We start from the raw sequence: 24,121 nt of genomic DNA, 5'->3' as shown, positions 1-24,121 counted from the left end.
CTCCGGAAGCGGGGGCAGTTTGGTTCGACATGCGACTCATATTGCCCCCCCTGCTTGTGCGACCGCCTGGCTTTTCAACCGGGGGCCCGCCCGGTTGCGAGCGGGGCTAATCGACCGGGGTTCACTGTGGAGTTGTCAAGGGACTGATGCGGTCCCAGGTGTGGCCCGGGTGCGGAAGGTGCTACGCGAAAGTCTGGTGGTCTGTGGCGGCAGCGGTCAGGCGGCGTCGTCGAGTCGCATCGTGCGCCGGTTGTAGGCGGGTAGCGGTCGGCGTTGCGGGTCGATACTGGCGGGTGGGACGAGCCAGGGATGGCGGTCGAATCCCATCACGATGTCCCAGCCGTGGTGGTGGACCTGCGTATGGCAGCGCTGACACAGCAAACAGCCGTTGTCGAGGTCGGTGGGTCCGCCGTCGGCCCACGACTTGATGTGGTGGACCTGGGTATGTGACGGTGGTGCACCACATTTGACGCAACACGCGTCGCGGACGATCACCGCCTTACGTAGGTGCGCCGGATACAACCGATGGGTGTGACCCATCTGCAGCGGTACGCCCTCACTGTCGAGGACGATCTCGGTCAGGGATCCGTCGCAGGAGACCTGCTTCGCGGTGGCATGGCTGACCGTCCCGGTCCACGGCAGCGTTGCGAGTTCTCCGGTGGCGGGGATGGTCAGCAGCAGTTGCGTGCGTGGACTTCCGACGGTATTGATGGTCGCGCCGATCGCGGCTTGGTCGAGGATCAACTCGAAAGCGTCGGCACGGCGCTGCTCGGCGGTGCGACGATCTTCGGCGCCGTCGGGTTCGGGCCGTGGACACGATCGTTCGTCGATCATGGCCTGGAACTTCTCGCCGACGACCTGGGTGAGGTCGGCGCGGACTTCGACGCGGCCGTCGTCGGTGGTGTGTGCATTGACTGAGTTCAAGCTTGCATTGTCCGACGCCGGGACTGCTGTCTCGGAGGCGTCGGCGAGCGTGTTGCCGATAGCCCGCGCATGCCTGCGCACGTCTGTCGGCGTAGCACCTGAGAGCGCTTGGGCAATTAGTTCGAATTCATATCGGGAACGTTCATCCTCGGAAAGAGCGTCGCCACAACGTTTCTCGATTTCATTCATGCCTCGCACGATGGCATCGACGATCTCGCCGGAGAGTCGCCCGTCGGCGGCGTGACGAGCCAGCGCGGGCAACGCCGAGAGGGCATCGACACTCCGCATGGTGCGAAGAGCAGCGGCCGGTGCATGACCTGACTCGATCAGCAACTTCTTGGTGGTGCCGCCGGCTTTCTGAGCGACGCCGAGTTCGTCGAGTTGTGCTGCGTGGGTGACGATCTGGTGGTCGACGGTGTTGCGGATCAAGCGCAGCGTCTCGAGCGCGTCGAATGTTGCTCGGCCCGTGGGGTCGTCGGCGGGTGGGGTGGTCTCGATGAGTTGATCGAGGAGAGTGGCGAGCTCTGGCATGACTCCAAGGTACCGGAACATTCGTTCGATTTCGAGGGAATTCCACAGGCCGAGAACCGCGAATTCATCGACTGTGCAGCGCTTTTCGTTGACTGGGCGCAGATCGTTGACAGTGATGAACTTCAGTCACACCCGTTTCGATTCCCGGTCGAAAAGTGGTGGGTTTGTCACGAACGAAGGCCTCGACGGTCGCTCGGCGAGCGCCAGTGTGCTCAGCCGGCGGGGCGCACCGGGCTCGCTGTGCAGATGCGGGAACTGCTCGGTCGGCGTGAGCGGACGCCGAAATTCCCCCGGGTGGGGGACAGTCGAACGGCGTCGGACTGGGATTCACTGGACGGATGTCGAATCCGGGGCCACCCGACGATGACGCGACCATGCCCGGATCGTCCGACGGCGACGAGTCGCCGACGACGATCCAACCTGCCCGCCCGACGGTGGTCCCGGGGGTGTCACTGAACAAGGCCCCGGCGCCGGACCCCTACGCCGCCACGCAGACAGGTCCGACGCCGCAGTACCCACCGCCGTATCAGCAGCCGCCGAGTGGCTATCCTCCGCCACCCGGACAAGCCCAGTACGGCTACCCACCGCCGGGCTACCCACCGCCGGGTTATCCACCACCGGGGTACCCCCAGCCCGGATATCCCCAGCCCGGATATCCCCAGCCCGGGTACCCGCGCAGGTCCAATCGGCGCGCGTACCTGATCACGGGCGTCGCGTTGGTCTGTGTCCTCGCGCTGGTCCTCGGGGGCGTCGTGTGGTGGAAGGTGTCCTCGTCGAGTGGCAATTCCGACGAAACGCCGGACCTCGTCGCCGGTCAGCTCACCGGTTCGTTCCCGACCGCGCCGAGTCCAGCCTGGAGCGTCGACGCGAGTTCGTTGGGTGGTACGGGGTACGTCTCCGGTCTGCCGCTCGAGGCGACGTACAGGACTCAGGGTGCGGTCCACGACGACCACACATTGGTGACGCTCGTGCAGGTAGGTGACTCCACGAACGGCCCGGCACTGCGGCCCATCGGGATAGACACCGAGTCCGGCGGGAAATGGTCGTTCGACGAACCCGTGTCCGGGTGCTCGGACTCCATCGTGGACAGCACCATCGCCTGCCTGGGTCGGGGCGCCGCGTATTTCGTCGACGTCCGGACAGGTCGCGAGATCGGCCGTGCTCCCGCTCCGCCGCAGGCGTTCGGGATCGCGTTCAACGGGAGAGCGGCGTTCGTCCGCGACTTCAGTGGTGGCAACGAACGCCAGGTCGTGTTCCACAAGGTGACACCAGGAGGCGTGGAGTGGCAGCGAACGATCGACCTGCCCGAAGCGCTTCCGAGCGGGGACGCCTCGCAGTTCATCGCCACCGACGAGCTCGTCGCGAGCGCCGACGGCGTGGTCGCCGTCATCTCGGCCGACGACGGCCGGGAGATCTTCACGAGTCCGGGCCGGACCGGGATGTCGCCACGCCCGGACGGATCGATCCTCGTGGTGACGGGCAGCATGACAAGCGGCACACCGACGAATGGTCCGGTCGTCGTGGTCCGGCCGGACGGCACCACCAGCGACTTGGCGGGTATGAGCGTGGAGTCAGCTGCTGTCATGACTCCGACTCAGAGCGGGCGTGTGCTCATCGACGGTGCATACACCGACGTCGCAGACGGCGCGCGGATCTGGACGACGACTGATCTCCCGGCCCACACCTCGCCGACCGTCGTGCTGGCCGATGACCGTGAAGTCGTGTGGACGACGCACGACGCTGTCACCGCAGTCGATGCCATCTCCGGCCAGACGTTGTGGACGACTCCGACCGGGCCGGTCTACGGGTCGACCGGCCACGCCGTCACCGACGGCGAACGCCTCATCGCGCCCATGGCCGACGGCGGCGTGACCGCCCTGGATCTGGTGGGCGGTGCGCCGGTGTGGTCGGTGCCCCCGTCCACGATCGGCAACACCCCCGCTGCGGGTGTCACCGAACCGCGTCCGCCGCTGACGTTCGCCGTCGGCGACCGCCTGATCACGATGACCGCGACCACGATCACCGGCTTCGCGCCCACCGGTCCGGAGGCCATCGTCCCGGGCACGACTCGCGAGGCCGGCACCGCCGACGGCGGCGAACCCGAGTACGTCACGCCGTGCGGGGCGCCCCCGGTGTTCACGCCGCAGTCGTTCCGCACGTCGGCGGGTGGGCTGGGCGTGACGATGAAGGTCACCGCGAAGTGTCCCGGCGGCGACGTCCTGTACGGGCCGCAGACACGCATCACCATCTCCGACGGCAGCGGCATCGTCGCGTCGGGGAACTTCGACTTCCAGCGGGCGCCGGTCGCGGTGCCCTCGCTCGACGGGGCGGGCGAGGCGCTGACTATGGAACTCACCTATCCGCCCGGGAGCTTCTTCCGGCTGCCGGACACGCTCGGTGCCCAGGGGAGCGCGGCCGGCGGCGGCCGCTACCTCGTCGACTGCGACAAGGGCCCGACCTCCGGGGCCGCGCCGAAGCTCGCGACTCCGCAGTCGGGAACGGCCGCGTCGTCGACCGCCACCGGGGTGTCGTTCCCGGCCGGAGCCGACGTGACGGCGAGCAGCGTCAGCGCCCTCCGTCTGCAGGCCGACGCCGATCGGGCCTTCATCGTGGCAAACCTGAACAACCGGTGGGTGGCGCAGCTGAGCTCCAAACGGCCGGGTCTCGTCGCCGAGGGGCGGACCTGGACCGACCAGGCCATCCTCGACGAGTTCCTGGCACTCCGGTTGCGGTTCAACGACGTTCGGCTCCTGTGGAGTGACGAGTGGCCGGTGTTCTCGTACCGCGGCTGGTGGGTGACGGTGGCCGCGGCGACCTTCCCGGGCCCGGTCGAGGCCAACAACTGGTGTCGCGCCCAGGGATTCGGCCCGGACAACTGCTTCGCGAAACTGGTGAGCACCACGGCCGGACCGGAGCGGACGACCCTCTACTGGAAGTGACGGTGCCCGACGCCGCGCCGGTTTGCTCGGAACGATGACGAGTAATCGGTTCATCGCGATACGGTCGGGTATGGATTTCTCCCCGTCAGCGCGGTCGGCCGAACTCACCGAACGCGTGCGCACCTTCGTGACCACCGAGATCGAGCCGGTCGAACCCGAGATCCATCGGGACATCAAGACCCGCCGCGACGAGAACGGCAACCCGTGGACGCCGTCGCCGATCATCGCCGAACTGCAGAAGAAGGCCCGCTCGGAGGGGCTGTGGAACCTCTTCCTGCCCGCCGAGCACGCCGGCCGCTATGCCGCCGACTTCGGCACCGACGGCGGCGCCGGGTTGACCAACTCCGAGTATGCGCCGATCGCTGAGGCGATGGGATCGTCCGGGCTCGCGCCGGTGATCTTCAACTGCAACGCCCCCGACACCGGCAACATGGAGGTGTTGTTGCGCTATGGCACCGACGAGCAGCGCAAGCAGTGGCTCGAACCCCTTCTGACCGCCGAGATCCGCAGCGCCTTCTGCATGACCGAGCCGGCCGTCGCGTCGTCGGACGCCACCAACATGGCCGCGACCGCCGTGCTCGACGGCGATGACGTCGTCATCAACGGGACCAAGTGGTTCTCCACCGGCGTCGGCCATCCGGACTGCAAGGTCCTCATTTTCATGGGCGTCACCGACGCCGAGGCCGACCGGAAGTCGCGGCACACGATGGTGCTCATCCCGATCGACGCCCCCGGCGTCACGATCGACCGGATGCTCACCACCATGGGCTACTTCGACGAGCCGTTCGGCCACGGCGAGGTCAGCTTCGACAACGTGCGCGTCCCGGCATCGAACATCTTGCTCGGACCCGGCCGCGCCTTCGAGATCGCCCAGGGCCGGCTCGGTCCGGGTCGCGTGCACCACTGCATGCGGGCGATCGGACTCGCCGCGCGGGCACTGGAACTCGGTGTGCGTCGCGCACTCTCGCGGGAGGCGTTCGGCAAGCAGCTCGCCCGGCTCGGCGGCAACAGTGAGCGCATCGCCGACGCCCGCATCGCGATCAACCGGTCGCGACTCCTCGTCCACCACGCGGCCTGGTTGCTCGACCAGGGCATGTCCCGCGAAGCCCTGTCGGCGGTCAGCGAGATCAAGGTCGAGGTGCCCAACATGGCACTCGACGTCATCGACCTCGCCATCCAGTTGCACGGCGGTGCCGGTCTCACCGACGACTTCCCGCTCGCGCAGGCGTGGGTGGGCGCGCGGTCGCTCCGACTCGCCGATGGCCCGGACGAGGTGCACCGCAACGTGGTTGCGCGCATCGAGTTCGGCAAGTACCGCTGATCGGGGGACGAGGATGACCAACGAGGTGACCGGTGCGGGCGAGGTCCGCACCGAGGATGCATTCGACGTCGAGGCGATGGCCAAATGGCTGGAGGCCAACGCCGCGGACCCGACCGGTCTCGACGCCGTGCCGGAGGTCCGTCAATTCGGCGGCGGTGCTTCGAATCTCACGTACCTGCTGCGCTATCCGTCCAGGGATCTGATCCTGCGCCGGGCGCCCCGGGGTACCAAGGCGCGGGGCGCGCACGACATGGCACGCGAGTACCGGATCCAGTCCGAGCTCGCGACCGCCATCCGCTACATCGCGCCGATGATCGCGTTCTGCGACGACGAGTCGGTCCTGGGTGCGGACTTCTACGTGATGGGCCGCATCGACGGCGTCATCCCGCGGACCGAGTGGCCCGCCGACGTCCCGCTCGACGCCGAGCAGGCGCGCCGGCTCTGTCTGAACTTCATCGACACCCTGGTCGAGGTCCACTCGGTCGATCCGAGCACGACCGGACTCGCCGATCTCGGCAAGGGGCCGGGTTATGTGCGACGGCAGGTCGAGGGCTGGTCGGCGCGGTTCCGCAATGCGCACACCGACGACGTGCCCGACTTCGAGTCGACGATGACGTGGCTGGCCGACAATCAGCCCGACGACGTCGCCAACTGCGTCATCCACAACGACTTCAAGCTCGACAACGTCGTCCTCGACAAGGACGATCCCACCCGGGTGATCGGCATCCTGGACTGGGAGATGGCGACCCTCGGCGATCCCCTGATGGATGTCGCGGGTTCGATGGCCTACTGGATCCAGGCCGACGACCCGGATGCCATGCAGCTCATGCGACGCGTCCCGACGCACCTGCCCGGCATGCTCAGTCGTGCCGAGTTCGTCGAGAACTATTGCGAGCGTATGGGATTCGACATGACGCCGGAACGCTGGCGCTGGTATGAGGTGTTCGGACTGTTCCGGGCGGGGGTGATCGCCCAGCAGATCTACTACCGCTATTACCACGGCCAGACCACCAACAAGGCGTTCGAACGTCTCGGATACGCGGTCGGGATCATCGCGCAACGGCTGGACGACCTGCTCGTGTAGCCACCCGACGAAAGGACCGCCATGGCGGAGGACGTGGTCACCCCGTCGGGTGCCGGCGGAGGATCGCCCGACGAGATCCGCATGAGCGGTTACCGTCCGGAGCTGCGCCGAACGCTCGGCGGGTTCGCGGTGTTCGCGATCTCCTTCGCGTTCATCTCCGTCGCGGTCGGGATCTTCGCCACCTACGGCAGCGTGCTCACCACGGCGGGTCCGGTCGGGAGCTGGTTGTGGATCGTCGCCGCGGTCGGCCAGACCCTGATCGCGCTGGTCGTCGCCCAGTTCGCCGCCCGGATCGCACTGAGCGGGTCGTCGTATCAGTGGGCGTCGAGGCTGGCGAACCCGAAGATCGGCTGGTTCTTCGGCTGGCTGAGCTTCTGGTACCTCGCGATCGGCGTGGTCGCCATGGACAACGCGCTGGCCAGTCAGGCGCTGATGCCGCTCGCCGGGATGGCCGAGAACGAGGACGTCGCCCGCGTCATCGCCCTTGTCGTGCTCGTCATCCAGGCCGTGCTGGTGATCGCCTCGACCCGGTTGCTCGGCCTGTTCACCTCCGGCGCGGTCGCGGTCGAGTTGGCGATCGTGGCGATCCTGATCCTGGTGCTCGCGGCGGTGATGGTGTTCAGCGGAAGCGGTCACCCGGGCAACCTGGTGTCCGAGGGAGTGGCCGCCGGTGCGCCGGACTACTGGGCGATCGGTGGCGGGGTGATGGCCGCGATGGTCATGGGACTCACCACCCTGGTCGGGTTCGATTCCGCGGCCAACCTCGCCGAAGAGGCGAAGGATCCGTTCCGCAGCGTGCCCCGGGCGATCGTCGGATCAGTGGTGGCCGCCGCGGTCCTGGGACTGGTCTTCCTCATCGTCCTCACAACGGCGATCGAGGACGTCCAGGCGGTCACGGCCGACGGGTCGCCGGTCGCCGCGATCATCCGGGAACAACTCGGGCCGGTCGCCGAGCGAATCCTGCTCGCCTGCATCGTCTTCGCGATGTTCGGCGCCGGCATGGTGGTGATGGCGGCCTGCGCCCGGCAGGTCTTCGCGATGGCCCGCGACCGTCGCTTCCCGGCGCACCGGCTGATGGCCAGGGTCAACCCCCGGACCCAGACACCGGTACCGGCGACGCTGCTCATCCTCGGCGTCGGGGTGGTGCTGATGCTGGCACTGCCCGGGGCGGCGCTGATCGAGCTGATCATCGCGTCGACGATCCTGCCCGCGCTCATCTACGGCGGGACCGTCGTGCTGTACCTGGTCGTCCGAAAGCGGTTGGAGCGCAAGTCCGGTGGGTTCAGTCTCGGACGCCTCGAGGTGCCGGTCGCGATCGCCGCGCTGATCTGGGTGGGGGTCGCCCTGTTCGTGCTCGTCACGCCCGACGACGCGCGGGTACCGACCCTGATCGTGCTCGGGCTGATCGCGGCGGGTGGCCTCTACTTCGTCGCTCTGCTGTTCGGACCCGGTCGCGTCCTCGAACACGAACCCGGCACCGACGAATTCGACGCGCCCGCTCAACCGAATCGCGCCGAACCGGACAGAAGCTAGTCGAGACCTTCCTGCGCGCCTCGATCACCGCGTCGGACACCGGCGCGCTGGACGAGGACGATCGTCGTCCCGAGCAGACCGACGGCCAGGCCCACCAGGCACACGGACAGCGCGCGATCGCCACCGAGATCGGTGACCGCGACGACCACCGTCGCCACCACCCACCCGATCATCCCGACCACGATCACCGGCTCCGGGGCGCGCAGCGCGCGGGGGAGTTCGGGGATCTCGAGTGTCGTGGACATGGACAACAGGGTAGCTTTCGGAACGTGCCACACGATGAGCCGAGTGAGTCTCGCGATCTGAGGTCCTCCGACATCCCGGGTGCGGACACGTCGAGGGGGAACCTCCCCACCGAGCCCGACTTTCCCGCGACCACCCCGGGGCCGGATTCGGCGGTCCCGCGCGGCCCGCTCGACCGGTTCTTCAAGATCTCCGAACGTGGTTCGACGATCAACCGCGAGTTCCGCGGTGGCCTGGTCACGTTCTTCACGATGGCCTACATCGTGGTGCTCAACCCGATCATCATCGGCGGTATCCCGGGCGGTGACAAGAACACCGACGTCCTGGGCAACGTCCTGCCGCTGGCGCAGGTCGCCGCGGTCACCGCGCTCGTCGCGGGCGTGATGTCGATCCTGTTCGGCCTGGTCGCCAACTATCCGTTCGCGATCGCGGCGGGTCTCGGCATCAACAGCCTGCTGGCGGTGTCCATCGCGCCGCAGGTGACCTGGCCCGAGGCAATGGGTCTGGTGGTCGTCGACGGCATCATCATCGTCCTGCTGGCCGTCACCGGATTCCGCACCGCGGTGTTCAACGCGGTGCCCGCCGAACTGAAAGCCGCGATCGCGGCGGGGATCGGCCTGTTCATCGCGTTCATCGGTTTCGTCGACGCGGGATTCGTCAAGCGCGTTCCCGACGCCGCCGGCACCACCGTCCCGGTGCAGCTGGGCAGCGACAACTCGATCTCCACGATCCCCACACTGATCTTCGCGGTCGGAGTGCTGCTGATGGGCGTCCTGGTGGTGCGTCGGGTCCCCGGCGGCCTGTTGATCGGTATCGCGATCACTACGGTGCTGTCGATCGTGCTGGAGCGGATCTTCGATTACGGGTCCAGCGTCGCCAACCCCTCCGGCTGGGGTCTCAGCGTGCCCGACATCCCGAGCGCCCTCGGCGGTCTGCCCGATCTCAGCCTGATCGGTGACGTCGACCTGTTCGGCGCGTTCACCCGGATCGGTGTGCTCGCGGCGTCGGTGCTGGTGTTCGCGCTGGTGCTCTCGAACTTCTTCGACGCCATGGGCACGATGACCGGCCTCGGCAAGGAGGCCGGGCTCGCCGACGAGAAGGGCAACCTGCCCGGGGTCGGGCGTGCGCTGGTGGTCGAGGGGACCGGCGCCATCGCCGGCGGTGCCGCCTCGGCGTCGTCGAACACGGTGTTCGTCGAGTCTGCGTCCGGTATCGCCGAAGGTGCGCGCACCGGCCTCGCCAACGTGGTGACCGGAATCCTGTTCCTGGTCGCGATGTTCCTGACACCGCTCTACGAGGTGATCCCGCTCGAGGCGGTCGCCCCCGCGCTGGTGGTCGTCGGCGCGATGATGATCGGCCAGCTCACGACCGTCGACTTCAAGCGGCTCGACTATGCGCTCCCGGCCTTCCTGACCGTGGTCACGATGCCCTTCACCTACTCGATCGCCAACGGCATCGGCATCGGCTTTATCAGCTGGGTCGTGATGGCGACCGCGGCGGGCAAGGCCCGCACCGTGCATCCGTTGCTCTGGTTCGTCGCCGCGATCTTCGTCGCCTACTTCGCGCGCGGACCGATCTCCGACCTCATCGGCTGACGGACTTGGTCATCTGTCCGGGTTTGCCCGTTTCGGTGTCGTCCACCCGGTTCAATTTCGTCGCGGACGGGCAGTGAGGCCGATTTCCTGGCCTACGATTTGGCAATGCATGCACCTTATGGTGACGGAAGTCTGTCCGGCGACCTGTCCCTCGCCGTGGTGCGCCTGGCGCGCCGACTCCGAGGTCGGCGGGAGAACAAGCTGGTCTCGCTCACTCAGCTGTCCGCCCTCAACACGCTGCACCACGAGGGCCCGATGACACCAGGTGCGCTCGCGGCCGCCGAGCGGGTTCGCCCGCCGTCGATGACCAGGGTCATCGCCTCGCTGTCGGATCTCGGGATGATCAAGCGCGAACCCCATCCCACCGACGGCCGTCAGGCCATCGTGACGTTGTCCCCGGAGGGCGTCGAAGTCGTGACCGACGAACTCGCCGCCCGCACGGCATGGTTGAGCGACCGCCTCGCGGAACTGTCCGCCGAGGAGCGGGACATCCTGCGCGAGGCCGTGCGCATCGCCAACAAGATCCTCGGGCAGGCCGACACCGACGTCCCGCGCTCACGCGCGATCTAATCCCGCTCCCTGAGGAGTCCCGGAGCTTGCGGAGGGACGTCTCACCGCTCCCTGAGGAGTCCTGGAGCTTGCGGAGGGACGTCTCGAAGGGTCAGAAGAACGTGCCCGAGAAGGGTGCGCGGTCGGTCATGAACGCGTGATCCAGCGCGCGCAGCGTCGCCGGGGAGTCGACGCGCAGCCGTCTCGCCGCCGCGAAGGCCGAGGGTCGGATCCCGCCGAGGTAGATGCTCGACAGCACCGAGATGTCGAGCGAGACGGTGGGCGTCGCTCCCGACTTCGCCGGCGCGACGATCGCCCCGCCCTCGCGTACCGAGATGTCGAAAACGCCTCCGTGCCCGCGGAATTCGTCGGTCACCTCGATCACGGCGTCCAGGTCGGCGGCATAGTGGCGGGCGCCGAGCGCGGCCGGGACGTCGAGGATGCGCAGCCACATCGTGTCGGCGGTCCCGGTGACCGACACCGACCGCGGATTCACGAGTTTCTGCGACAGCGGGTCGTCGACCGGGATGGTCGCGGTGAGCGAGGGGATGAGGTCGAGGCTGATCAGGACGCGCCACAGATCGGTGTGTGCGTCGTCGGTGACCGCGAAGACCTCGTTGACCTCGCCGCGCACCGCGCCGGTCTCGTCCTTGTAGATGCGATAGCTCGCGTAGCCGTCGGCGTGCAGCAGGTAGTGCAGACCGCTTGCCGACAGCGGGCGCTCCGACGCCCGGTCGGCCAGGATGGGATTCCACCAGGCGGGGGTGCGGGTGAGCGCGCCCGGGGTGGTCAGCGTCCACCGTGCGTGGAGGTCGGGGATCGCGGCGGCCACCGCGTCGGCGTCGGCATACCGGACGGTGGCATCGTCGGGCTGGGCCGCTCGCATCTCCGCGCCCGGGCTCAGCGACACCGAGTTCGCGAAGCATGCCGGTCCGAAGCCGAAGCGTTCGTAGATGGTGCCCTCACTCGCGGTGAGGATTCCGAAGGTGTACTTCTCCGATTCCCACTGCTCGACGAGTTCGGTGAGCATGCGGCGGAGGATGCCGCGACGCCGGTGGGTCGACGCCACCGAGACCCACGACAGTCCGGCCGCGTCGGACACGCCACCGCCGGGCAGTGACATCGACATCCGATAGAACATCGCCACTCCGACGAGGGGCTGCGTGTCCAACCCGGTGTCGCGCACCAGCACGACGTCGTCGTCGGCGACCTTGCCGCGCAGATCGGCGACCTCGTCGTCGGGCAGCGGATTGCGCATGGCGAACGCGCGGGCATCGGTGGTGATGATGTCGGCCCAGTCCGCGTCGGTGGCGCGGGTGAGGGTCAGACGTGACATCGGAGTCGAATCGCTGGTCACGCCCTCCACAGTTTCACACCCGTGCGCTGCCGGTTTCGTCCGGGTGGCAGACTGTTGCGGTGCCCGGGCTCGCAGTGAACGTGATCGAGATCGACGACCCGGAGGACCCGCGCGTCGACGACTTCCGCGACCTCAACTCCGTCGACCGACGGCCCGATCTCCCGGTTCTGCCCGGCGGGCGCCCGGGCCGCGGTCTGGTCATCGCCGAAGGTGTTCTCGTCGCCCAGCGGATGATCGCGTCACGGTTCGCGACCCACGCCTTCCTCGGTGTCGCGAAACGCCTCGACGAGCTCGACGCCGATCTCTGTGATCCCGGGCTGGCCGGTGTCCCGTTCTTCCGCGCCACCGCCGAGGTCATGGCCGAGATCGTCGGCTTCCACCTCAACCGCGGCGTGCTCGCCGTGTCGCGCCGACCGCCCGTGCTCACGGTGCCGGAGGTCCTCGAGAGCGCGCGGACCGTCGCGATCCTCGAAGGTGTGAACGACCACGAGAACATCGGATCGATCTTCCGCAACGCCGCCGGATTGGGCGTCGACGCAGTGCTTTTCGGTCAGGGTTGCGCCGACCCGCTGTACCGCCGATGCGTGCGGGTGTCGATGGGCCACGCACTGCTCGTGCCGTTCGCGAGATTCGACGACTGGCCGCGCGGTCTGGACCTGGTGCGGGAACGCGACTTCCAGCTGGTCTCGTTGACGCCCGATCCCGCCGCCGTGACACTGGCCGAAGCCGTCACCGCCGACAAGGTCGGCTTCCTGGTCGGTGCGGAGGGCCCCGGTCTCACCGCATCGGCGATGGCGGCCACCGACGTGAAGGCGCGAATCCCGATGAGCCGGGGCACCGACTCGCTGAACGTGGCGACCGCTGCGGCCGTTGCGTTCTACGAGCGCGCCCGGTCGGGCACCATGGGATTGTGACCGTCGAGCGGGAGGGTGTCGAACCGACGCCGTGGGCCCTGGGGCTGATCGTCGGTGCCTCGTGCGCGCTGTTCGCCGCATTCGTCTTGGTCGGCGTCTACCTGCTCATCGGCGAGATCCTGCGGTTCCTCGGAATCGCCGCCGTACTGGTCGTCGCGGGCGGACTCGGGTGGACCCTCTGGGAGTTCCGGGCGCGGCCCGTGTGGCGGTGGGTCGTGTGGGGATTGCTGCTCGGCTTCCTCGCCGGGGTCGCGTCGTCGATCGCGCTGCTCGCGCTGGGACGCCCCGCACCCTAGAACCCGAAGTACTCGCGGATGCGCCCGCGCTTGCGAGCGTCCTGACCTGGCGATCCCGTCCGCTCCCGGGCGCGCGAAGCCGTTGCGGCGCGGTAGTTCTCGTAGTCGGCCGCGGTCGGTTCGTATTCGGTCGGATGCAACGCGAAGCAGGTGACGGTGATCTGGGCCGGGTCGAGATCGGACTCCGCGAGCGGGTGGGTGTAGCGGAACCCGAGCCACGCACGGTTCGATTCCTCGGCGAGGTGCGCGGGATGGAAGGGGAGCGACATGGGTGCGGTGGGCACGCCCTCGGCGTGGCTGAGCGGGTGTTCGCCACCCCAGAACGGCTTCTCGAACGTGAACGGCAGGCCGTGGTCCTCGTGGATGGTGACCGGGTCGGCGGCGAAGGAGCGTCGAAGCGTCCCCGACTCCCACCGGGCGAACACTCCGAGTGAGGAGTCGGGCTCGGTGTAGAGGAGGGTCGTGGTCGCACTGGGGCGGATCCGCGCAAGCGCGCGGGTCAGCGTCGACGGCGTGGTCGTCTCGAACAGCGAACACGACACGACGGCGAGCGGACCGTAGAACCCGGCGTAGACGTGGGTGTCGCGGACCGCGGCAGCGGATGCGAGATCGGTGTCGACGAGCGGGACCAGGACGCTGTCACCGAAGACGGTCGTCGCAACCTGCTGGGCGTGCTGGGAGTCGTTGGCCGGATGCGAGCGGAGAATCGCGGCCGGGTCGTCGGTGTCGATGAACCAGACCGTGGCCGCGCGCGCGGAGGACACTCAGCTGTTCCCGTTGCTGCGCACGCCGAGCAGGACATCCTCCCAGGCCGGGACCGCCGGTTTACGTGCCTTCTTGCGGCGCGGACGTTCGGGGCCGGACGACGGTGCGGGAACCGATTCGTCGGCGTCGGCGTCGTCGGCGGTGGGAGTGGCCGCCGCGTCGTCCGTGTCCGAGGCTTCGGCGGTGGCGGCGGACGGCTCGTCGTCGAATCCGAAGTCGAACGGCACGGCGCCGTCGTCCTCGGCCGCGGTGCGGCGGTCGTGCCGGGCGCGCTGCGCACCGATGATCGAGGCTGCGTCGATGGTGACCTCTTCGCGTCCGTCCGGGGTCGTCTCGACAGCGACTTCGGGGGTGGCGACCGGGGTCAGCCGACGACGGGGCGCGATGGTCTCGGGATGGGTGAGTTCGTCGGCCAGGTCGTCGAGCGGGTCGACGCTGCCACCGTGCGATCCCGGCTGGTAGCGCCAGTGCGCCAGGTTGTCGGTACGTCCGACGCTCCACGCGACCTGGACCACCCAGTACCCGTCGTCGCCCTTCCATGCGTCCCAGTCGGCGTCGTTGGGATTCTGGCCGTAGGCGAGAAGTCCCTCGGCGACCGACTCGACCAGTGTCGCCACTGCCGGGCCGTCATGGCGGATGGGATGCGCGGCGCCGGCGAGTTCGGTGGCGCGGCTGCGCTCGAGGAGGACCGGGTGGGCGAAGCGTTCGATCTTGTCCACACCCACCCCGGCTGCGGCCGCCACCTCGGCGACGGTTGCACCCGCTCGGATTCGTGCCTGGATTTCGCGTGGCCGCAATGCACTCTCCATCTCGATTTCGATCTGTCCCAGTCGTGAGATGTCGCCGCGGGCGGCGGCGCGGAGGCGTTCGTCGGAGGCGATGCGGAATTTCTCGCCCGATTGCGGGTCCTGGCAGATGACATGGGAGCCGTCGGTTTCCACCCCGACGACGCGGAGCTCACGCATCTGCTCCTCCTCCGGTCGGTGCACGCATTGGGGTCACATTAACTCACCGATCTGCCGGTTCACTGTGGGACACGCGGCAAAACCGCAGTTCAGCACGCGTGGGGCGCAAGCGACGCCAGCGATCGATGCGTCATATGTGGTCTGTGGGAACCAGGCTACCGGTTCGGTGAAGCACCACCGGCGCGCCGCAACGATCTGTGCGGCGCGCCGGCGACGAGGTGTCGAGGAGGCGATCAGAGGCGCTCGACGATGTAGTCGATGCACTGGGTGAGCTTGCTGACGTCCTCCGGCTCGATGGCCGGGAACATGCCGATGCGCAGCTGGTTTCGGCCGAGCTTGCGGTACGGCTCGGTGTCGACGACCCCTTGGGCGCGAAGGATCTTCGCGACGGCCGCGGCGTCGACATCGTCGTTGAAATCGATGGTGCCGACGACCTGGCTGCGGTTGGCCGCCTCGGTGACGAACGGCGTCGCGAACTCGCTCGCCTCGGCCCACTGGTAGAGACGCGAGCTGGAATCGGCGGTGCGCGAGACGCACCAGTCGAGGCCGCCGTTGTTGTTCATCCACTCGATCTGGTTGGCGAACAGCAGCAGCGATCCGACGGCCGGGGTGTTGTAGGTCTGGTTCTTGCTGCTGTTGTCGACGGCGGTCGGCAGCGACAGGAACTCCGGGCACCAGCGATCGGTCTCGGCGATCTCGGCGATGCGTGCGAGCGCGCGTGGGCTCATCAGCGCGACCCAGAGCCCGCCGTCGGCGGCGAAGCACTTCTGCGGCGCGAAGTAGTAGACGTCGGCGTCGGCGACGTTGACGGGCAGGCCGCCCGCACCCGAGGTGGCGTCGATGGCGATGAGCGCGTCATCCGAACCGGCGGGACGGACGACGGGCACCGCGACGCCCGTCGAGGTCTCGTTGTGTGCCCAGCCGATGAGGTCGACGCCGCCGAAGTCGTCGACGGTCAGCGCGGCCGGGTCGGGCGCGGTGCCGGGGTCGGTCGAGATGACTGCGGGGGAGTCGAGGAAGGGGGCCTTCTTCGAGACCGTCGCGAACTTCGACGAGAACTCGCCATAGGTGAGGTGCAGCGAACGCTGCTTGATCAGGCCGAACGCCGCGGCGTCCCAGAATGCCGTGGTGCCGCCGTTGGAGATCACGACCTCGTAGCCCTCGGGCAGCGAGAACAGGTTCGACAGCCCCTCGCGGATCGAGCCGACGACGTTCTTCACCGGTGCCTGACGGTGGCTGGTGCCGAACACCGACGCGCCGGTGTCGACGAGGGACTGCAACTGCTCGGGGCGAACCTTCGACGGCCCGCAACCGAAGCGGCCGTCCGACGGCAGCAGGTCGGCGGGCAGGGTGATGGATGCGGTGGCGGCTTCGCTCATGACGGCAATTCTAGGGAGTGGCCCTCGCCACCTGTGGGGGCGCCTCGGGTTAGGTGTCGGCAGCCGGGTGGTGCAGCGGCGATCTCTGCGCCGGTGGCCCCATGCAGAATCGCTGTTTCATCGAAAGGTGCGCTACCTGGAAGTAGCGCACCTCTGGGTCGAGTAGGGCTTCTGGGGCGGGCACGTCAGACGAGTCCCGCATCGCGGAGGGCACCTGTGATGAGGCCACGGAAGTGATGCGGGTCCAGGAGGTCCTGCCACGTCCACCGCACGACGAGCCGCCCCGTTCGCCGGATGGCGTCCTCACGTCGTTTCTCGTCGACCACCGTTTCCGACGCGGGCGTGCCGAACTGTCCCGAGTACTTGACCTTGCCGTCGAACTCGCCGATGACCTTGTCGTCCCAGCCGAAGTCGCCGCGGGCAACGAACCTGCCGTCGCCGTCGAGGATGGTCACCTGGAGGTTGGGGAGCGGGAGTCCGACGGCGATCATCGTTGCGCGGCTGAAGGATTCGCCTACGCTTTCGGATCGTGCGTCGGCCATCGAGAGCGCCTGACGCAGTTGTCGGATGCCCTTCATCTTGATGCTCGACGCCACGACGGCCTGGATCTCGGCGTGTGTGATGCCGGAGCGGAGACCACTGTCGAGGCAGCAGACTGCCTGTTCGAACGTCCCCAGGCGGGCCACGTCGGCGACCGTGCGGGCCGGCGTCGTCACCCGGACGTTGTCGACGGACATCACCTGCTCGTCCGGCAGGTTGTCGCGGTGTATGTGGATCTTGTCCCCGGTACGACCGGTCTTGGACGAGGTGAAGTGGACTGTGGTCATGTCCGGTCGGAGGAGGGGGATGCCGTGGAGCGCGGCGGCGGACTCGTGGCTGACCACGCGTCCGTTCCCGCCGACGGCCACGGCGCCGCGGATCTTCAGGCGATAGCGTTCGAGCTCGTCGTCGGGCGCGGGTCCGAGGTGCACCGCACCTCGCCATACGCTCCGCAGCGCGCCAGTCTCCTGACGCAACCGGATCTCGTCCTCGCCGAGACGGGCTGCGAGAGCGGACCGTCGGATCACGTGATTGTCGGGCATGCGCTCGATGGTGAGGCCGCCCCGGTCCGATTGCGGGTGCCTCGGCGTCCCTGTGGAATTCACTCAGACGTTGTCCACAGCCGATTGGCCTCCACAGGGTCGCTACCTCGACCACAGATTCGCTATCTGTGAATAGCGAATCTGTGGGGGAAGTAGCGATTCTGGTGGAAGGGACCTACAGGCCCGGCTTCACCACGTCGCCCCAGCCCTCGACGTCTTCGGGGCGCCGGGGGCTCGGACCGGTGTAGATCGCGGCCGGGCGGACCAGCTTGCCGAGGCGCTTCTGCTCGAGGATGTGCGCACACCAGCCGGCGGTCCGGCCGCAGGTGAACATCGCCGGCATCATATGCGTCGGCACCTCGGCGAAGTCGAGGATGACCGCCGCCCAGAACTCGACGTTGGTCTCGATGGCGCGGTCGGGGCGTCGTTCCCGGAGTTCGGTGAGCGCGGCCTGCTCGAGTGCGGCGGCGATCTCGAAGCGGGGGACGCCCAATTCCTGGGCGGTGCGGCGGAGCACGCGGGCACGCGGGTCCTCCGCGCGGTAGACGCGATGCCCGAAGCCCATGAGCTTCTCCTTGCGGTCGAGGATCCCCTTTACGAGTCCCCGTGCGTCACCGGTGTTCTCGACCTCCTCGATCATCGGCAGCACGCGTGCGGGGGCGCCGCCGTGGAGGGGGCCGGACATGGCGCCGATCGCACCCGACAGCGAGGCCGCGACATCGGCTCCGGTGGAGGCGATCACCCGTGCGGTGAACGTCGACGCGTTCATGCCGTGCTCGGCGGCGCTGACCCAGTAGGCGTCTATCGCGGCGATGTGACGCGGATCGGGGTCGCCCTTCCAGCGGGTCATGAAACGTGCGGTGACGGTGTCGCATTCGTCGATGACGTGCTGGGGGACCGCGGGCTGGTGGATGCCGCGCGCGGACTGCGCCACGTACGACAACGCCATCACCGACGCGCGGGCGAGGTTGTCGCGGGCGGTTTCGTCGTCGATGTCGAGCAGCGGCTGGTAACCCCAGATCGGGGCGAGCATGGCGAGCGCGGCCTGGACGTCGACGCGCACGTCACCGGTGTGGATCGGCAGCGGGAACGGTTCGGCCGGCGGTAGGCCGTCGCCGAACTTGCCGTCGACCAGGAGGGCCCACACGTCGGCGAAGGTCACCTTGTTCTCGACCAGGTCCTCGATGTCGACGCCGCGGTAACGGAGGTTGCCGCCGTTCTTGTCCGGTTCGGCGATGTCGGTCGTGAAGGCCACCACGCCCTCGAGTCCGGCGACGAAATCCTCGGGAACTGTGTTGGCCATGGCAACCCACCTCACTCGACGTCCGTGTCGTGCATCCACGAGGATGCAATCCACGACGAACTGTAGATCAGCACGACGCCCCGCGTGTACCCCGGAGTAACGAGCACGGTCGGAGTAGCGTCAGGAAAGTGCTGGACGAGTCGCGCGACCCCATCGACCTGCCGAACATGCGCGTCGGATACGGCGGCGGCATCCCACCGAACATCGGCGAGGGCGACCGCGCCGCCGGTGCCGACGGCATCCGCGAGAACCTCGACCCGAGCTGGCTGCGCGGCGACCCGCCGTGGCTCGATCTCTTCCACGTCTGGCTCCGCGAAGCCGTCGACGCTCGGATCGCCGAGCCCAACGCGATGGTCCTCGGCACCGCCGACGCCGAGGGCAGGCCGTCGACCCGCACCGTCCTGTGCAAGGGGGTCGACGCGAACGGCGTTGTCTTCTTCACCGGGTACGACTCCGACAAAGGCCGACACCTGGCCGCGAATCCGTATGCCTCGGTGACGTTTCCCTGGATCGCGCTGGAACGGCAGGTGCACTTCCGCGGACCGGTCGAACACGTCAGCGCCCTGGAGATCCAGGCGTACTGGGAGCTTCGACCCCGCGGGTCGCAGCTCTCGGCGGCCGCGTCCGAGCAATCACGGCCCATCGGCAGCCGCGTCGAACTCGAGCAGAAGGCCGCCGAACTCGCCGAGGCCTACGGCGGGTTCGACGAGGGTGCCGAGGTCCCGGTCCCGTCCGATTGGGGTGGGTACCGCATCGTCCCGGTCGAGGTCGAGTTCTGGCAGGGGCGAGCGAACCGCCTGCACAACCGGGTTCGGCTGACCCACGTCGATCACTCCTGGCGGGCCGAACGGCTGCAGCCCTGAGCGTCGACACCCGTTCTGCGGGCCGTCAGCGGTAGTCGAGGCGGTTCGGGTCGAGTCTGGCGATACCGCACTGCGCCTGGGCGAAGATCGGTGCCCGGTACACATGGTGCGCGACGCGTACGCCGTTCACCCAGATCGTGCAGCGGGCATAACCGCCCCACGACGTGATGTTCGCGGCTGTCTGCTGTCGCTGCTTGTGCGAGGTGAAAGTGGTTGTGGTCGACCACAACCGGGTCTTCGGATCGTAGTCGCGCAGGCTCATGCCCACGCGGCCCCCGCGAGGTGACATCCGGTTGTGACCGTCGACCCACCAGAAGCCGTACGCGCTCTGCTGATCCGACGCGACCTGCACCGTGATGCGATCGCCGGCCGTCGGATACCGCGGACCGGCCTGTGCCGTCCCCGGAACCGCGAGGCCGAGTACGACGGCCACCGCGACCGTCACCACCGTCATCCAGCGTCGAACACCCATGTGCATCCCCTTCTCCGAGCCCCGACCAAGGTGCAAGGTGCGCCTCGGGCGGAATGACCATAGCGGAGGGCAGCGACCACGCGACGGCACTGTCCACAGGCGGCCTTGTGGAGTGCCTGCGTGGCCGGACGTCGGCGGGCGGTCCTAGCATCATGGAAATGCCCCGCCTCCTCGCCGACACCGCGCCGCTGCGCAACCAGTACTTCCGGCGACTGTGGCTGGCGAACATCGTCACCGTCATCGGCGCGCAGTTGAGTGTGGTCGCGGTGCCGGCCCAGATCTACGAGGTCACCGGTAGCTCTGCCTACGTCGGACTGACCGGTGTCTTCGGCCTGGTGCCGCTCGTCGTGTTCGGGCTCTGGGGTGGGGCGCTGGCCGACGTCGTCGACCGCCGGACCCTGCTCATCATCACGACCGTCGGCCTCATCGTCTGCAGCGCCCTGTTCTGGGCGCAGGCCGCGGCGGGTGGGCAGAACGTGTGGATCGTGTTGGTGCTCTTCGCCGTTCAGCAGGCGTTCTTCGCCGTGAACCAGCCGACGCGGACGGCGGTGCTACCGCGGCTGCTCGACGCCAAGGACCTGCCCGCCGCGCTGTCGCTGAACATGACGGTCATGCAGGCCGGCGCCATCGCCGGGCCACTCGTCGGCGGCGCCCTGATCCCCGTCCTCGGCTATTCGCTGTTGTATTTCGTGGACACGATCTTCCTGCTGCCGACGCTCATCGCCGTCGCGATGCTGCCGTCGCTGCGGCCGGAGAGCGATGCCGCGCCCAAGGTGGCCGGCCTGCGTTCGGTCCTCGAAGGGCTGCGGTATCTCGCCGGGCACAAGATCCTCCTGGCGTCGTTCCTGGTCGACCTGATCGCCATGATCTTCGGCATGCCGCGGGCGCTCTTCCCGCAGATGGCCCACGAGAACTTCGGCGGCCCCGAGGGCGGCGGCATCGCCTTCGCCCTGCTGTTCACGGCGATCTCCGCGGGAGCCGTCGTCGGTGGGATCTTCTCGGGCTGGGTCGCCCGCGTGCAGCGCCAGGGCCTGGCGGTCATCGTGTGCATCATCATCTGGGGTCTGGCGATCACCGGAACCGGGATCGCGGTGTCGTTCGCCGACGGCACAGCCATGCCGATGCTCCTCGTCGCGGTGGTGTTGCTGATGATCGGCGGTGCGGCCGACATGGCGTCGGCGGCGTTCCGGCAGTCGATCCTGCTCACCGCCGCGACCGACGAGGTCCGCGGCCGACTCCAGGGCGTGTTCATCGTCGTGGTCGCCGGCGGGCCCCGGATCGCCGACGTCGCCCACGGCGCCGCGGCCGCCTCGATCGGGGTCGCCGCCGCGACCGCGTTCGGCGGTATCGCGGTCGTCGTCGCGACCATCATCGCGGCGTTGCTGATCCCCGCCTTCGTGCACTACCGCGCCGGTCAGCGCACCTGAGAACGGGTTCCGCCGACCAGCGCGGTTTCGCGATCGGTGCCACCATGGACGCCATGACCGCCGCCACCACCGGATTCGACGTACCGCTCATCGACATCTCGCCGTACACGCGGAACGGTGACCCGGCCGATCGGGCCGTGGTGGCGGCCAGGTTCGACGACGCGGCGAGTTCGGTCGGCTTCATCCAGGTCGTCGGGCACGAGATCCCCGCCGCCGTCATCGACGAGTTCACCGCCGCCATGGACGTCTTCTTCGCGCTGCCACTGGAGCTGAAGAAGACCTACCGCACGCCGCCGGAGATCAATCGGGGATACGCCCCCCCGAAGTCGGAATCCCTGTCGTTGTCGCTGGGGGTCGAGTCCGCGGCACGCATGAACGACTTCTTCGAGGCCTTCAACGTCGGCGTGGAGGCGACGCAGTACCCGGAACTCGATCTACCCGCCGACCACTACGCGACGAACACGTGGCCGGCCGTCGAGCATTTCCAGGCGGCGGTGTCGGCGTACTTCAACGAGGCACGACGCGTCGCTCACACGCTCACCAGGATCTTCGCCGATGCCCTCGACCTACCCGCCGACTTCTTCGAGGGATTCACCGACCATTCGCTCGACGTGCTCCGGATGAACAACTATGCGCTGCCGCCCGGTGAGATCGAGCTGGACGGCGACCTCACCGGCATGGGGGAGCACACCGACTACGGCATCGTGACCGTGTTGTGGGCCGACCAGGTCAAGGGTCTGCAAGTTCTCGACCAGCACGGTGACTGGCACGACGTGAGTCCCGCCGACGGCGCGTTGCTGATCAACCTGGGTGATCTGATGGCGCGCTGGACCAACGAGCGGTGGATGTCCACCTTGCACCGGGTGAAGCCGCCCGTCGTCGACGGAACGGTGGAGCGGCGTCGTTCGGCTGCCTATTTCCACGACGGCAACCTCGACGCGATGATCTCGACCCTGCCGTCGTGCGTGGGGGCGGGCAGCCGCTATTCGCCGATCACCGTGGGCGAACACATCGGTGCGAAGCTCGCCGGCTCCCGAGCGGGCCGTCCGAACCCGCACGCCCCTCGGGAGGCCGGACGTGTCCGGCAGGCGATGCGCCGAAGCCAGGGGCAGCAGTAGTCGTTCGGGCGTATGTCAGTCCGCGGTGAGCACACCCGGGTACGACGCCCGCCGTGCCGCGGTCACCGGGCAATAGTGCATCGGGTTGCCGCGCTCGCTCTGCGGCGGGAGATTGCGCGTCGGCGTGTGCACGATCGGTGCATCCACGGCGACCTTGCCGTGCACGCGATCCCACGCATCGCGCGGTCGGGGGTGGCGCAGCGCCCGCTTGGGTAGGAGCTTGTGCATCACGAGGTTGATGCCCTGACCCACCAGACGGAATAGACGTTCGTCCTTGTCGGTCCACTCGAGCCCGAGGATCTCGCGGATCGGCTCGTCGTAGAACCCGGTGGTCAGCCACATGAACAGTTTCTGGTTCTGCGGCACCAGGTACCGGTCCCACAGCCACGTCGGGATGAAGCTCAGGAACGGCGGGGGCGGCAGCTGGGTGATGTCGAGGACCGTGCGGACCGATACGTGATCACGAAGCACGTTGCGGCACATCTGGTCCCAATACTCCAGGAAGTCCTCGTAGGTCTCCGGGACGGGACGCATCGAGACGCCGTACTGGGCGTACCAGGCTTTGGACTCCTCGAAGAGCTGCCGCTTCTGGTCCTCGGTGAGGAAGGGTCCGAAGCGTTCGCACAGTCGGACGTTGCCGTACCAGAACGTGGCGTGGGCCCAGTAGAAGACGTCGGGATCCAATGCGTGATAGCGGGACCCGTCCTCCATGGTGCCCTTGACGGCGAGGTGGTAGTCGCGCACCTCTTCCCCCGTCCGGGCACCCGGGATGACGGAATCGAAGACGACGCCGCTGATCGGATACAGGGAGCGCATCAGGCGCTGCCACCGTTCGCCGAAGAAGTCCGAATGGTCCCACACCGCCGCACCCAGCTTGGGATGCATGTTCTGGATCGACCCGGCCCACAAGCCCTGGAACATCCCCGTCCAGGTCCCCCAGATCTGCCAGGTCAGCGAATCCGGGCCAAGGGGTTCGTACCCGTGTGTCGCCGACGACGCCGCGCCGGCCGGGCAGGTGGCCTCGGCCGACGCGGCGTCGACGGGACAGGTGTCCTGGGAAGCGTGCAGAACCTCGGCCATGAGACGAAACGATAGGTTCGTCTCACTCGGGTGTCAACCGAGGTCTACCGAGAGTCACTCCGGATTCTCGTGGGTCACCGCCCGGTACCCGCGCGCTCCGGCGCGGTCGACGGCGGCGCGAACGAGACCGAACACGAGTCCTTGCAGCGCGGCGGCCACGAGAACCTCTGTGTTGCTGCGCTCGAGATCCTTGGGATCGGGCGCCGACTCGTCGTCGGAGATCCGCTTCCAGATCTGCCCGAACACCGCGCCCGCGGCGATACCGCCGAGCACGCTGGTCGCGAGGGACATCGGTTTGTACATCGCCTTCGATACGGCACTCATGACAGCTCCTTGCTCTTGGCTCGACTACAACCGCCCGACGGCGGCCTCTCAGCGACG

Annotated in this window: 22 protein-coding genes; 11 read left to right on the top strand and 11 right to left on the bottom strand. The window is 68.1% G+C overall.

From position 1 onward, the window contains the following. Positions 1–216: 216 nt before the first annotated feature. On the bottom strand, positions 217–1,476 hold the full coding sequence (locus ACFUEJ_RS04105; RefSeq protein WP_205334253.1) for an HNH endonuclease signature motif containing protein: 1,260 nt from the start codon (positions 1,474–1,476) through the stop codon (positions 217–219). Between the two features lie 317 nt (positions 1,477–1,793). Between ACFUEJ_RS04105 and ACFUEJ_RS04100 the strand changes: the two genes are divergently transcribed. The 4 genes from ACFUEJ_RS04100 (at position 1,794) to ACFUEJ_RS04085 (ending at position 8,332) form a co-directional block, all read left to right on the top strand. Further along, positions 1,794–4,394, top strand: coding sequence for a PQQ-binding-like beta-propeller repeat protein (locus ACFUEJ_RS04100; RefSeq protein ID WP_388027694.1), 2,601 nt, complete (start codon positions 1,794–1,796; stop codon positions 4,392–4,394). Positions 4,395–4,464: 70 nt separating this feature from the next. Next, the gene (locus ACFUEJ_RS04095) at positions 4,465–5,715 is read left to right on the top strand and encodes an acyl-CoA dehydrogenase family protein (protein WP_388027780.1); all 1,251 of its coding nucleotides are present in this window, start codon (positions 4,465–4,467) and stop codon (positions 5,713–5,715) included. A 13-nt stretch (positions 5,716–5,728) separates the two neighbouring features. Continuing rightward, positions 5,729–6,799, top strand: coding sequence for a phosphotransferase family protein (locus tag ACFUEJ_RS04090; RefSeq protein ID WP_078113458.1), 1,071 nt, complete (start codon positions 5,729–5,731; stop codon positions 6,797–6,799). A gap of 21 nt (positions 6,800–6,820) precedes the next feature. Next, complete coding sequence (locus ACFUEJ_RS04085) at positions 6,821–8,332, top strand: APC family permease (RefSeq protein WP_078113457.1); 1,512 nt, start codon at positions 6,821–6,823, stop codon at positions 8,330–8,332. Here the strand turns inward: ACFUEJ_RS04085 and ACFUEJ_RS04080 are convergent. After that, a complete protein-coding gene (locus ACFUEJ_RS04080; protein WP_078113456.1) occupies positions 8,329–8,577 on the bottom strand; it encodes a DUF2530 domain-containing protein in 249 nt (82 codons plus the stop codon). The two genes, ACFUEJ_RS04085 and ACFUEJ_RS04080, sit on opposite strands and share 4 nt — an antisense overlap. A 24-nt stretch (positions 8,578–8,601) precedes the next feature. On the opposite strand from ACFUEJ_RS04080, the gene ACFUEJ_RS04075 reads away from it, so the two are divergent. Together ACFUEJ_RS04075 and ACFUEJ_RS04070 are read left to right on the top strand one after the other, a co-directional pair. After that, a complete protein-coding gene (locus tag ACFUEJ_RS04075) occupies positions 8,602–10,170 on the top strand; it encodes an NCS2 family permease (protein WP_078113455.1) in 1,569 nt (522 codons plus the stop codon). A gap of 105 nt (positions 10,171–10,275) precedes the next feature. After that, entirely contained in the window at positions 10,276–10,740 is a 465-nt protein-coding gene (locus ACFUEJ_RS04070; RefSeq protein ID WP_058251610.1) for a MarR family winged helix-turn-helix transcriptional regulator, read from the top strand. Between the two features lie 91 nt (positions 10,741–10,831). Here ACFUEJ_RS04070 and ACFUEJ_RS04065 read toward each other — a convergent pair whose 3' ends face one another. Next, positions 10,832–12,055 (bottom strand): GNAT family N-acetyltransferase, encoded by a 1,224-nt coding sequence (locus ACFUEJ_RS04065; protein ID WP_078113454.1) that lies wholly within the window; start codon positions 12,053–12,055, stop codon positions 10,832–10,834. 80 nt (positions 12,056–12,135) lie between these two features. Between ACFUEJ_RS04065 and ACFUEJ_RS04060 the strand changes: the two genes are divergently transcribed. Both ACFUEJ_RS04060 and ACFUEJ_RS04055 read left to right on the top strand, forming a co-directional pair. Continuing rightward, on the top strand, positions 12,136–12,990 hold the full coding sequence (locus ACFUEJ_RS04060; protein WP_078113453.1) for an RNA methyltransferase: 855 nt from the start codon (positions 12,136–12,138) through the stop codon (positions 12,988–12,990). Continuing rightward, positions 12,987–13,286, top strand: a complete 300-nt coding sequence (locus tag ACFUEJ_RS04055) for a DUF2537 domain-containing protein (RefSeq protein WP_058251607.1) — start codon at positions 12,987–12,989, stop codon at positions 13,284–13,286. The genes ACFUEJ_RS04060 and ACFUEJ_RS04055 overlap by 4 nt, the downstream gene beginning before the upstream one ends. Here ACFUEJ_RS04055 and ACFUEJ_RS04050 read toward each other — a convergent pair. The 5 genes from ACFUEJ_RS04050 to ACFUEJ_RS04030 all read right to left on the bottom strand — a co-directional run bounded on the left by ACFUEJ_RS04050 (position 13,283) and on the right by ACFUEJ_RS04030 (position 18,780). Then, complete coding sequence (locus ACFUEJ_RS04050; RefSeq protein ID WP_068970273.1) at positions 13,283–14,050, bottom strand: DUF6928 family protein; 768 nt, start codon at positions 14,048–14,050, stop codon at positions 13,283–13,285. The genes ACFUEJ_RS04055 and ACFUEJ_RS04050 overlap by 4 nt on opposite strands. Beyond that, positions 14,051–15,016 (bottom strand): septation protein SepH, encoded by a 966-nt coding sequence (gene sepH, locus ACFUEJ_RS04045; protein WP_068970285.1) that lies wholly within the window; start codon positions 15,014–15,016, stop codon positions 14,051–14,053. A gap of 233 nt (positions 15,017–15,249) precedes the next feature. Next, positions 15,250–16,395 carry a phosphoserine transaminase gene (gene serC / locus ACFUEJ_RS04040; protein ID WP_388027687.1) on the bottom strand — a complete coding sequence of 382 codons (1,146 nt, stop codon included), beginning with the start codon at positions 16,393–16,395 and terminating at the stop codon, positions 15,250–15,252. 185 nt (positions 16,396–16,580) lie between these two features. Further along, entirely contained in the window at positions 16,581–17,477 is an 897-nt protein-coding gene (locus tag ACFUEJ_RS04035) for a hypothetical protein (RefSeq protein WP_065630761.1), read from the bottom strand. A 175-nt stretch (positions 17,478–17,652) separates the two neighbouring features. Continuing rightward, positions 17,653–18,780 (bottom strand): citrate synthase 2, encoded by a 1,128-nt coding sequence (locus ACFUEJ_RS04030; RefSeq protein ID WP_065630762.1) that lies wholly within the window; start codon positions 18,778–18,780, stop codon positions 17,653–17,655. A gap of 167 nt (positions 18,781–18,947) precedes the next feature. On the opposite strand from ACFUEJ_RS04030, the gene pdxH reads away from it, so the two are divergent. Continuing rightward, positions 18,948–19,643, top strand: a complete 696-nt coding sequence (gene pdxH, locus ACFUEJ_RS04025) for a pyridoxamine 5'-phosphate oxidase (RefSeq protein ID WP_374612790.1) — start codon at positions 18,948–18,950, stop codon at positions 19,641–19,643. Positions 19,644–19,668: 25 nt separating this feature from the next. On the opposite strand, the gene ACFUEJ_RS04020 is transcribed toward pdxH, so the two are convergent. After that, complete coding sequence (locus ACFUEJ_RS04020) at positions 19,669–20,115, bottom strand: hypothetical protein (protein ID WP_137810790.1); 447 nt, start codon at positions 20,113–20,115, stop codon at positions 19,669–19,671. Between the two features lie 158 nt (positions 20,116–20,273). On the opposite strand from ACFUEJ_RS04020, the gene ACFUEJ_RS04015 reads away from it, so the two are divergent. Both ACFUEJ_RS04015 and ACFUEJ_RS04010 read left to right on the top strand, forming a co-directional pair. Continuing rightward, on the top strand, positions 20,274–21,542 hold the full coding sequence (locus tag ACFUEJ_RS04015) for an MFS transporter (RefSeq protein ID WP_065630765.1): 1,269 nt from the start codon (positions 20,274–20,276) through the stop codon (positions 21,540–21,542). Positions 21,543–21,586: 44 nt separating this feature from the next. Continuing rightward, positions 21,587–22,660 (top strand): isopenicillin N synthase family dioxygenase, encoded by a 1,074-nt coding sequence (locus ACFUEJ_RS04010; RefSeq protein ID WP_388027682.1) that lies wholly within the window; start codon positions 21,587–21,589, stop codon positions 22,658–22,660. Between the two features lie 15 nt (positions 22,661–22,675). Here the strand turns inward: ACFUEJ_RS04010 and ACFUEJ_RS04005 are convergent, their stop codons facing one another. Both ACFUEJ_RS04005 and ACFUEJ_RS04000 read right to left on the bottom strand, forming a co-directional pair. Beyond that, positions 22,676–23,740, bottom strand: coding sequence for an oxygenase MpaB family protein (locus ACFUEJ_RS04005; protein WP_159370291.1), 1,065 nt, complete (start codon positions 23,738–23,740; stop codon positions 22,676–22,678). 54 nt (positions 23,741–23,794) lie between these two features. Continuing rightward, a complete protein-coding gene (locus tag ACFUEJ_RS04000; RefSeq protein ID WP_058251595.1) occupies positions 23,795–24,064 on the bottom strand; it encodes a DUF4235 domain-containing protein in 270 nt (89 codons plus the stop codon). Positions 24,065–24,121 lie beyond the last annotated feature (57 nt).

The organism is Gordonia sp. NPDC057258 (assembly GCF_042668985.1).
Classification (GTDB): domain Bacteria; phylum Actinomycetota; class Actinomycetes; order Mycobacteriales; family Mycobacteriaceae; genus Gordonia; species Gordonia hongkongensis.
This window is presented reverse-complemented; position numbering and strand designations above follow the sequence as displayed.

Coding starts and splice junctions, on each gene's coding strand:
- ACFUEJ_RS04010 (WP_388027682.1), top strand. CDS start 21,587: ATGGACGCCATGACCGCCGCCACCACCGGATTCGACGTACCGCTCATC.
- ACFUEJ_RS04020 (WP_137810790.1), bottom strand. CDS start 20,115: ATGGGTGTTCGACGCTGGATGACGGTGGTGACGGTCGCGGTGGCCGTC.
- ACFUEJ_RS04000 (WP_058251595.1), bottom strand. CDS start 24,064: ATGAGTGCCGTATCGAAGGCGATGTACAAACCGATGTCCCTCGCGACC.
- ACFUEJ_RS04030 (WP_065630762.1), bottom strand. CDS start 18,780: ATGGCCAACACAGTTCCCGAGGATTTCGTCGCCGGACTCGAGGGCGTG.
- sepH (WP_068970285.1), bottom strand. CDS start 15,016: ATGCGTGAGCTCCGCGTCGTCGGGGTGGAAACCGACGGCTCCCATGTC.
- ACFUEJ_RS04090 (WP_078113458.1), top strand. CDS start 5,729: ATGACCAACGAGGTGACCGGTGCGGGCGAGGTCCGCACCGAGGATGCA.
- serC (WP_388027687.1), bottom strand. CDS start 16,395: ATGAGCGAAGCCGCCACCGCATCCATCACCCTGCCCGCCGACCTGCTG.
- ACFUEJ_RS04105 (WP_205334253.1), bottom strand. CDS start 1,476: ATGTTCCGGTACCTTGGAGTCATGCCAGAGCTCGCCACTCTCCTCGAT.
- ACFUEJ_RS04100 (WP_388027694.1), top strand. CDS start 1,794: ATGTCGAATCCGGGGCCACCCGACGATGACGCGACCATGCCCGGATCG.
- ACFUEJ_RS04015 (WP_065630765.1), top strand. CDS start 20,274: ATGCCCCGCCTCCTCGCCGACACCGCGCCGCTGCGCAACCAGTACTTC.
- ACFUEJ_RS04005 (WP_159370291.1), bottom strand. CDS start 23,740: ATGGCCGAGGTTCTGCACGCTTCCCAGGACACCTGTCCCGTCGACGCC.
- ACFUEJ_RS04095 (WP_388027780.1), top strand. CDS start 4,465: ATGGATTTCTCCCCGTCAGCGCGGTCGGCCGAACTCACCGAACGCGTG.
- ACFUEJ_RS04065 (WP_078113454.1), bottom strand. CDS start 12,055: ATGTCACGTCTGACCCTCACCCGCGCCACCGACGCGGACTGGGCCGAC.
- ACFUEJ_RS04085 (WP_078113457.1), top strand. CDS start 6,821: ATGGCGGAGGACGTGGTCACCCCGTCGGGTGCCGGCGGAGGATCGCCC.
- pdxH (WP_374612790.1), top strand. CDS start 18,948: ATGCGCGTCGGATACGGCGGCGGCATCCCACCGAACATCGGCGAGGGC.
- ACFUEJ_RS04070 (WP_058251610.1), top strand. CDS start 10,276: ATGCATGCACCTTATGGTGACGGAAGTCTGTCCGGCGACCTGTCCCTC.
- ACFUEJ_RS04080 (WP_078113456.1), bottom strand. CDS start 8,577: ATGTCCACGACACTCGAGATCCCCGAACTCCCCCGCGCGCTGCGCGCC.
- ACFUEJ_RS04035 (WP_065630761.1), bottom strand. CDS start 17,477: ATGCCCGACAATCACGTGATCCGACGGTCCGCTCTCGCAGCCCGTCTC.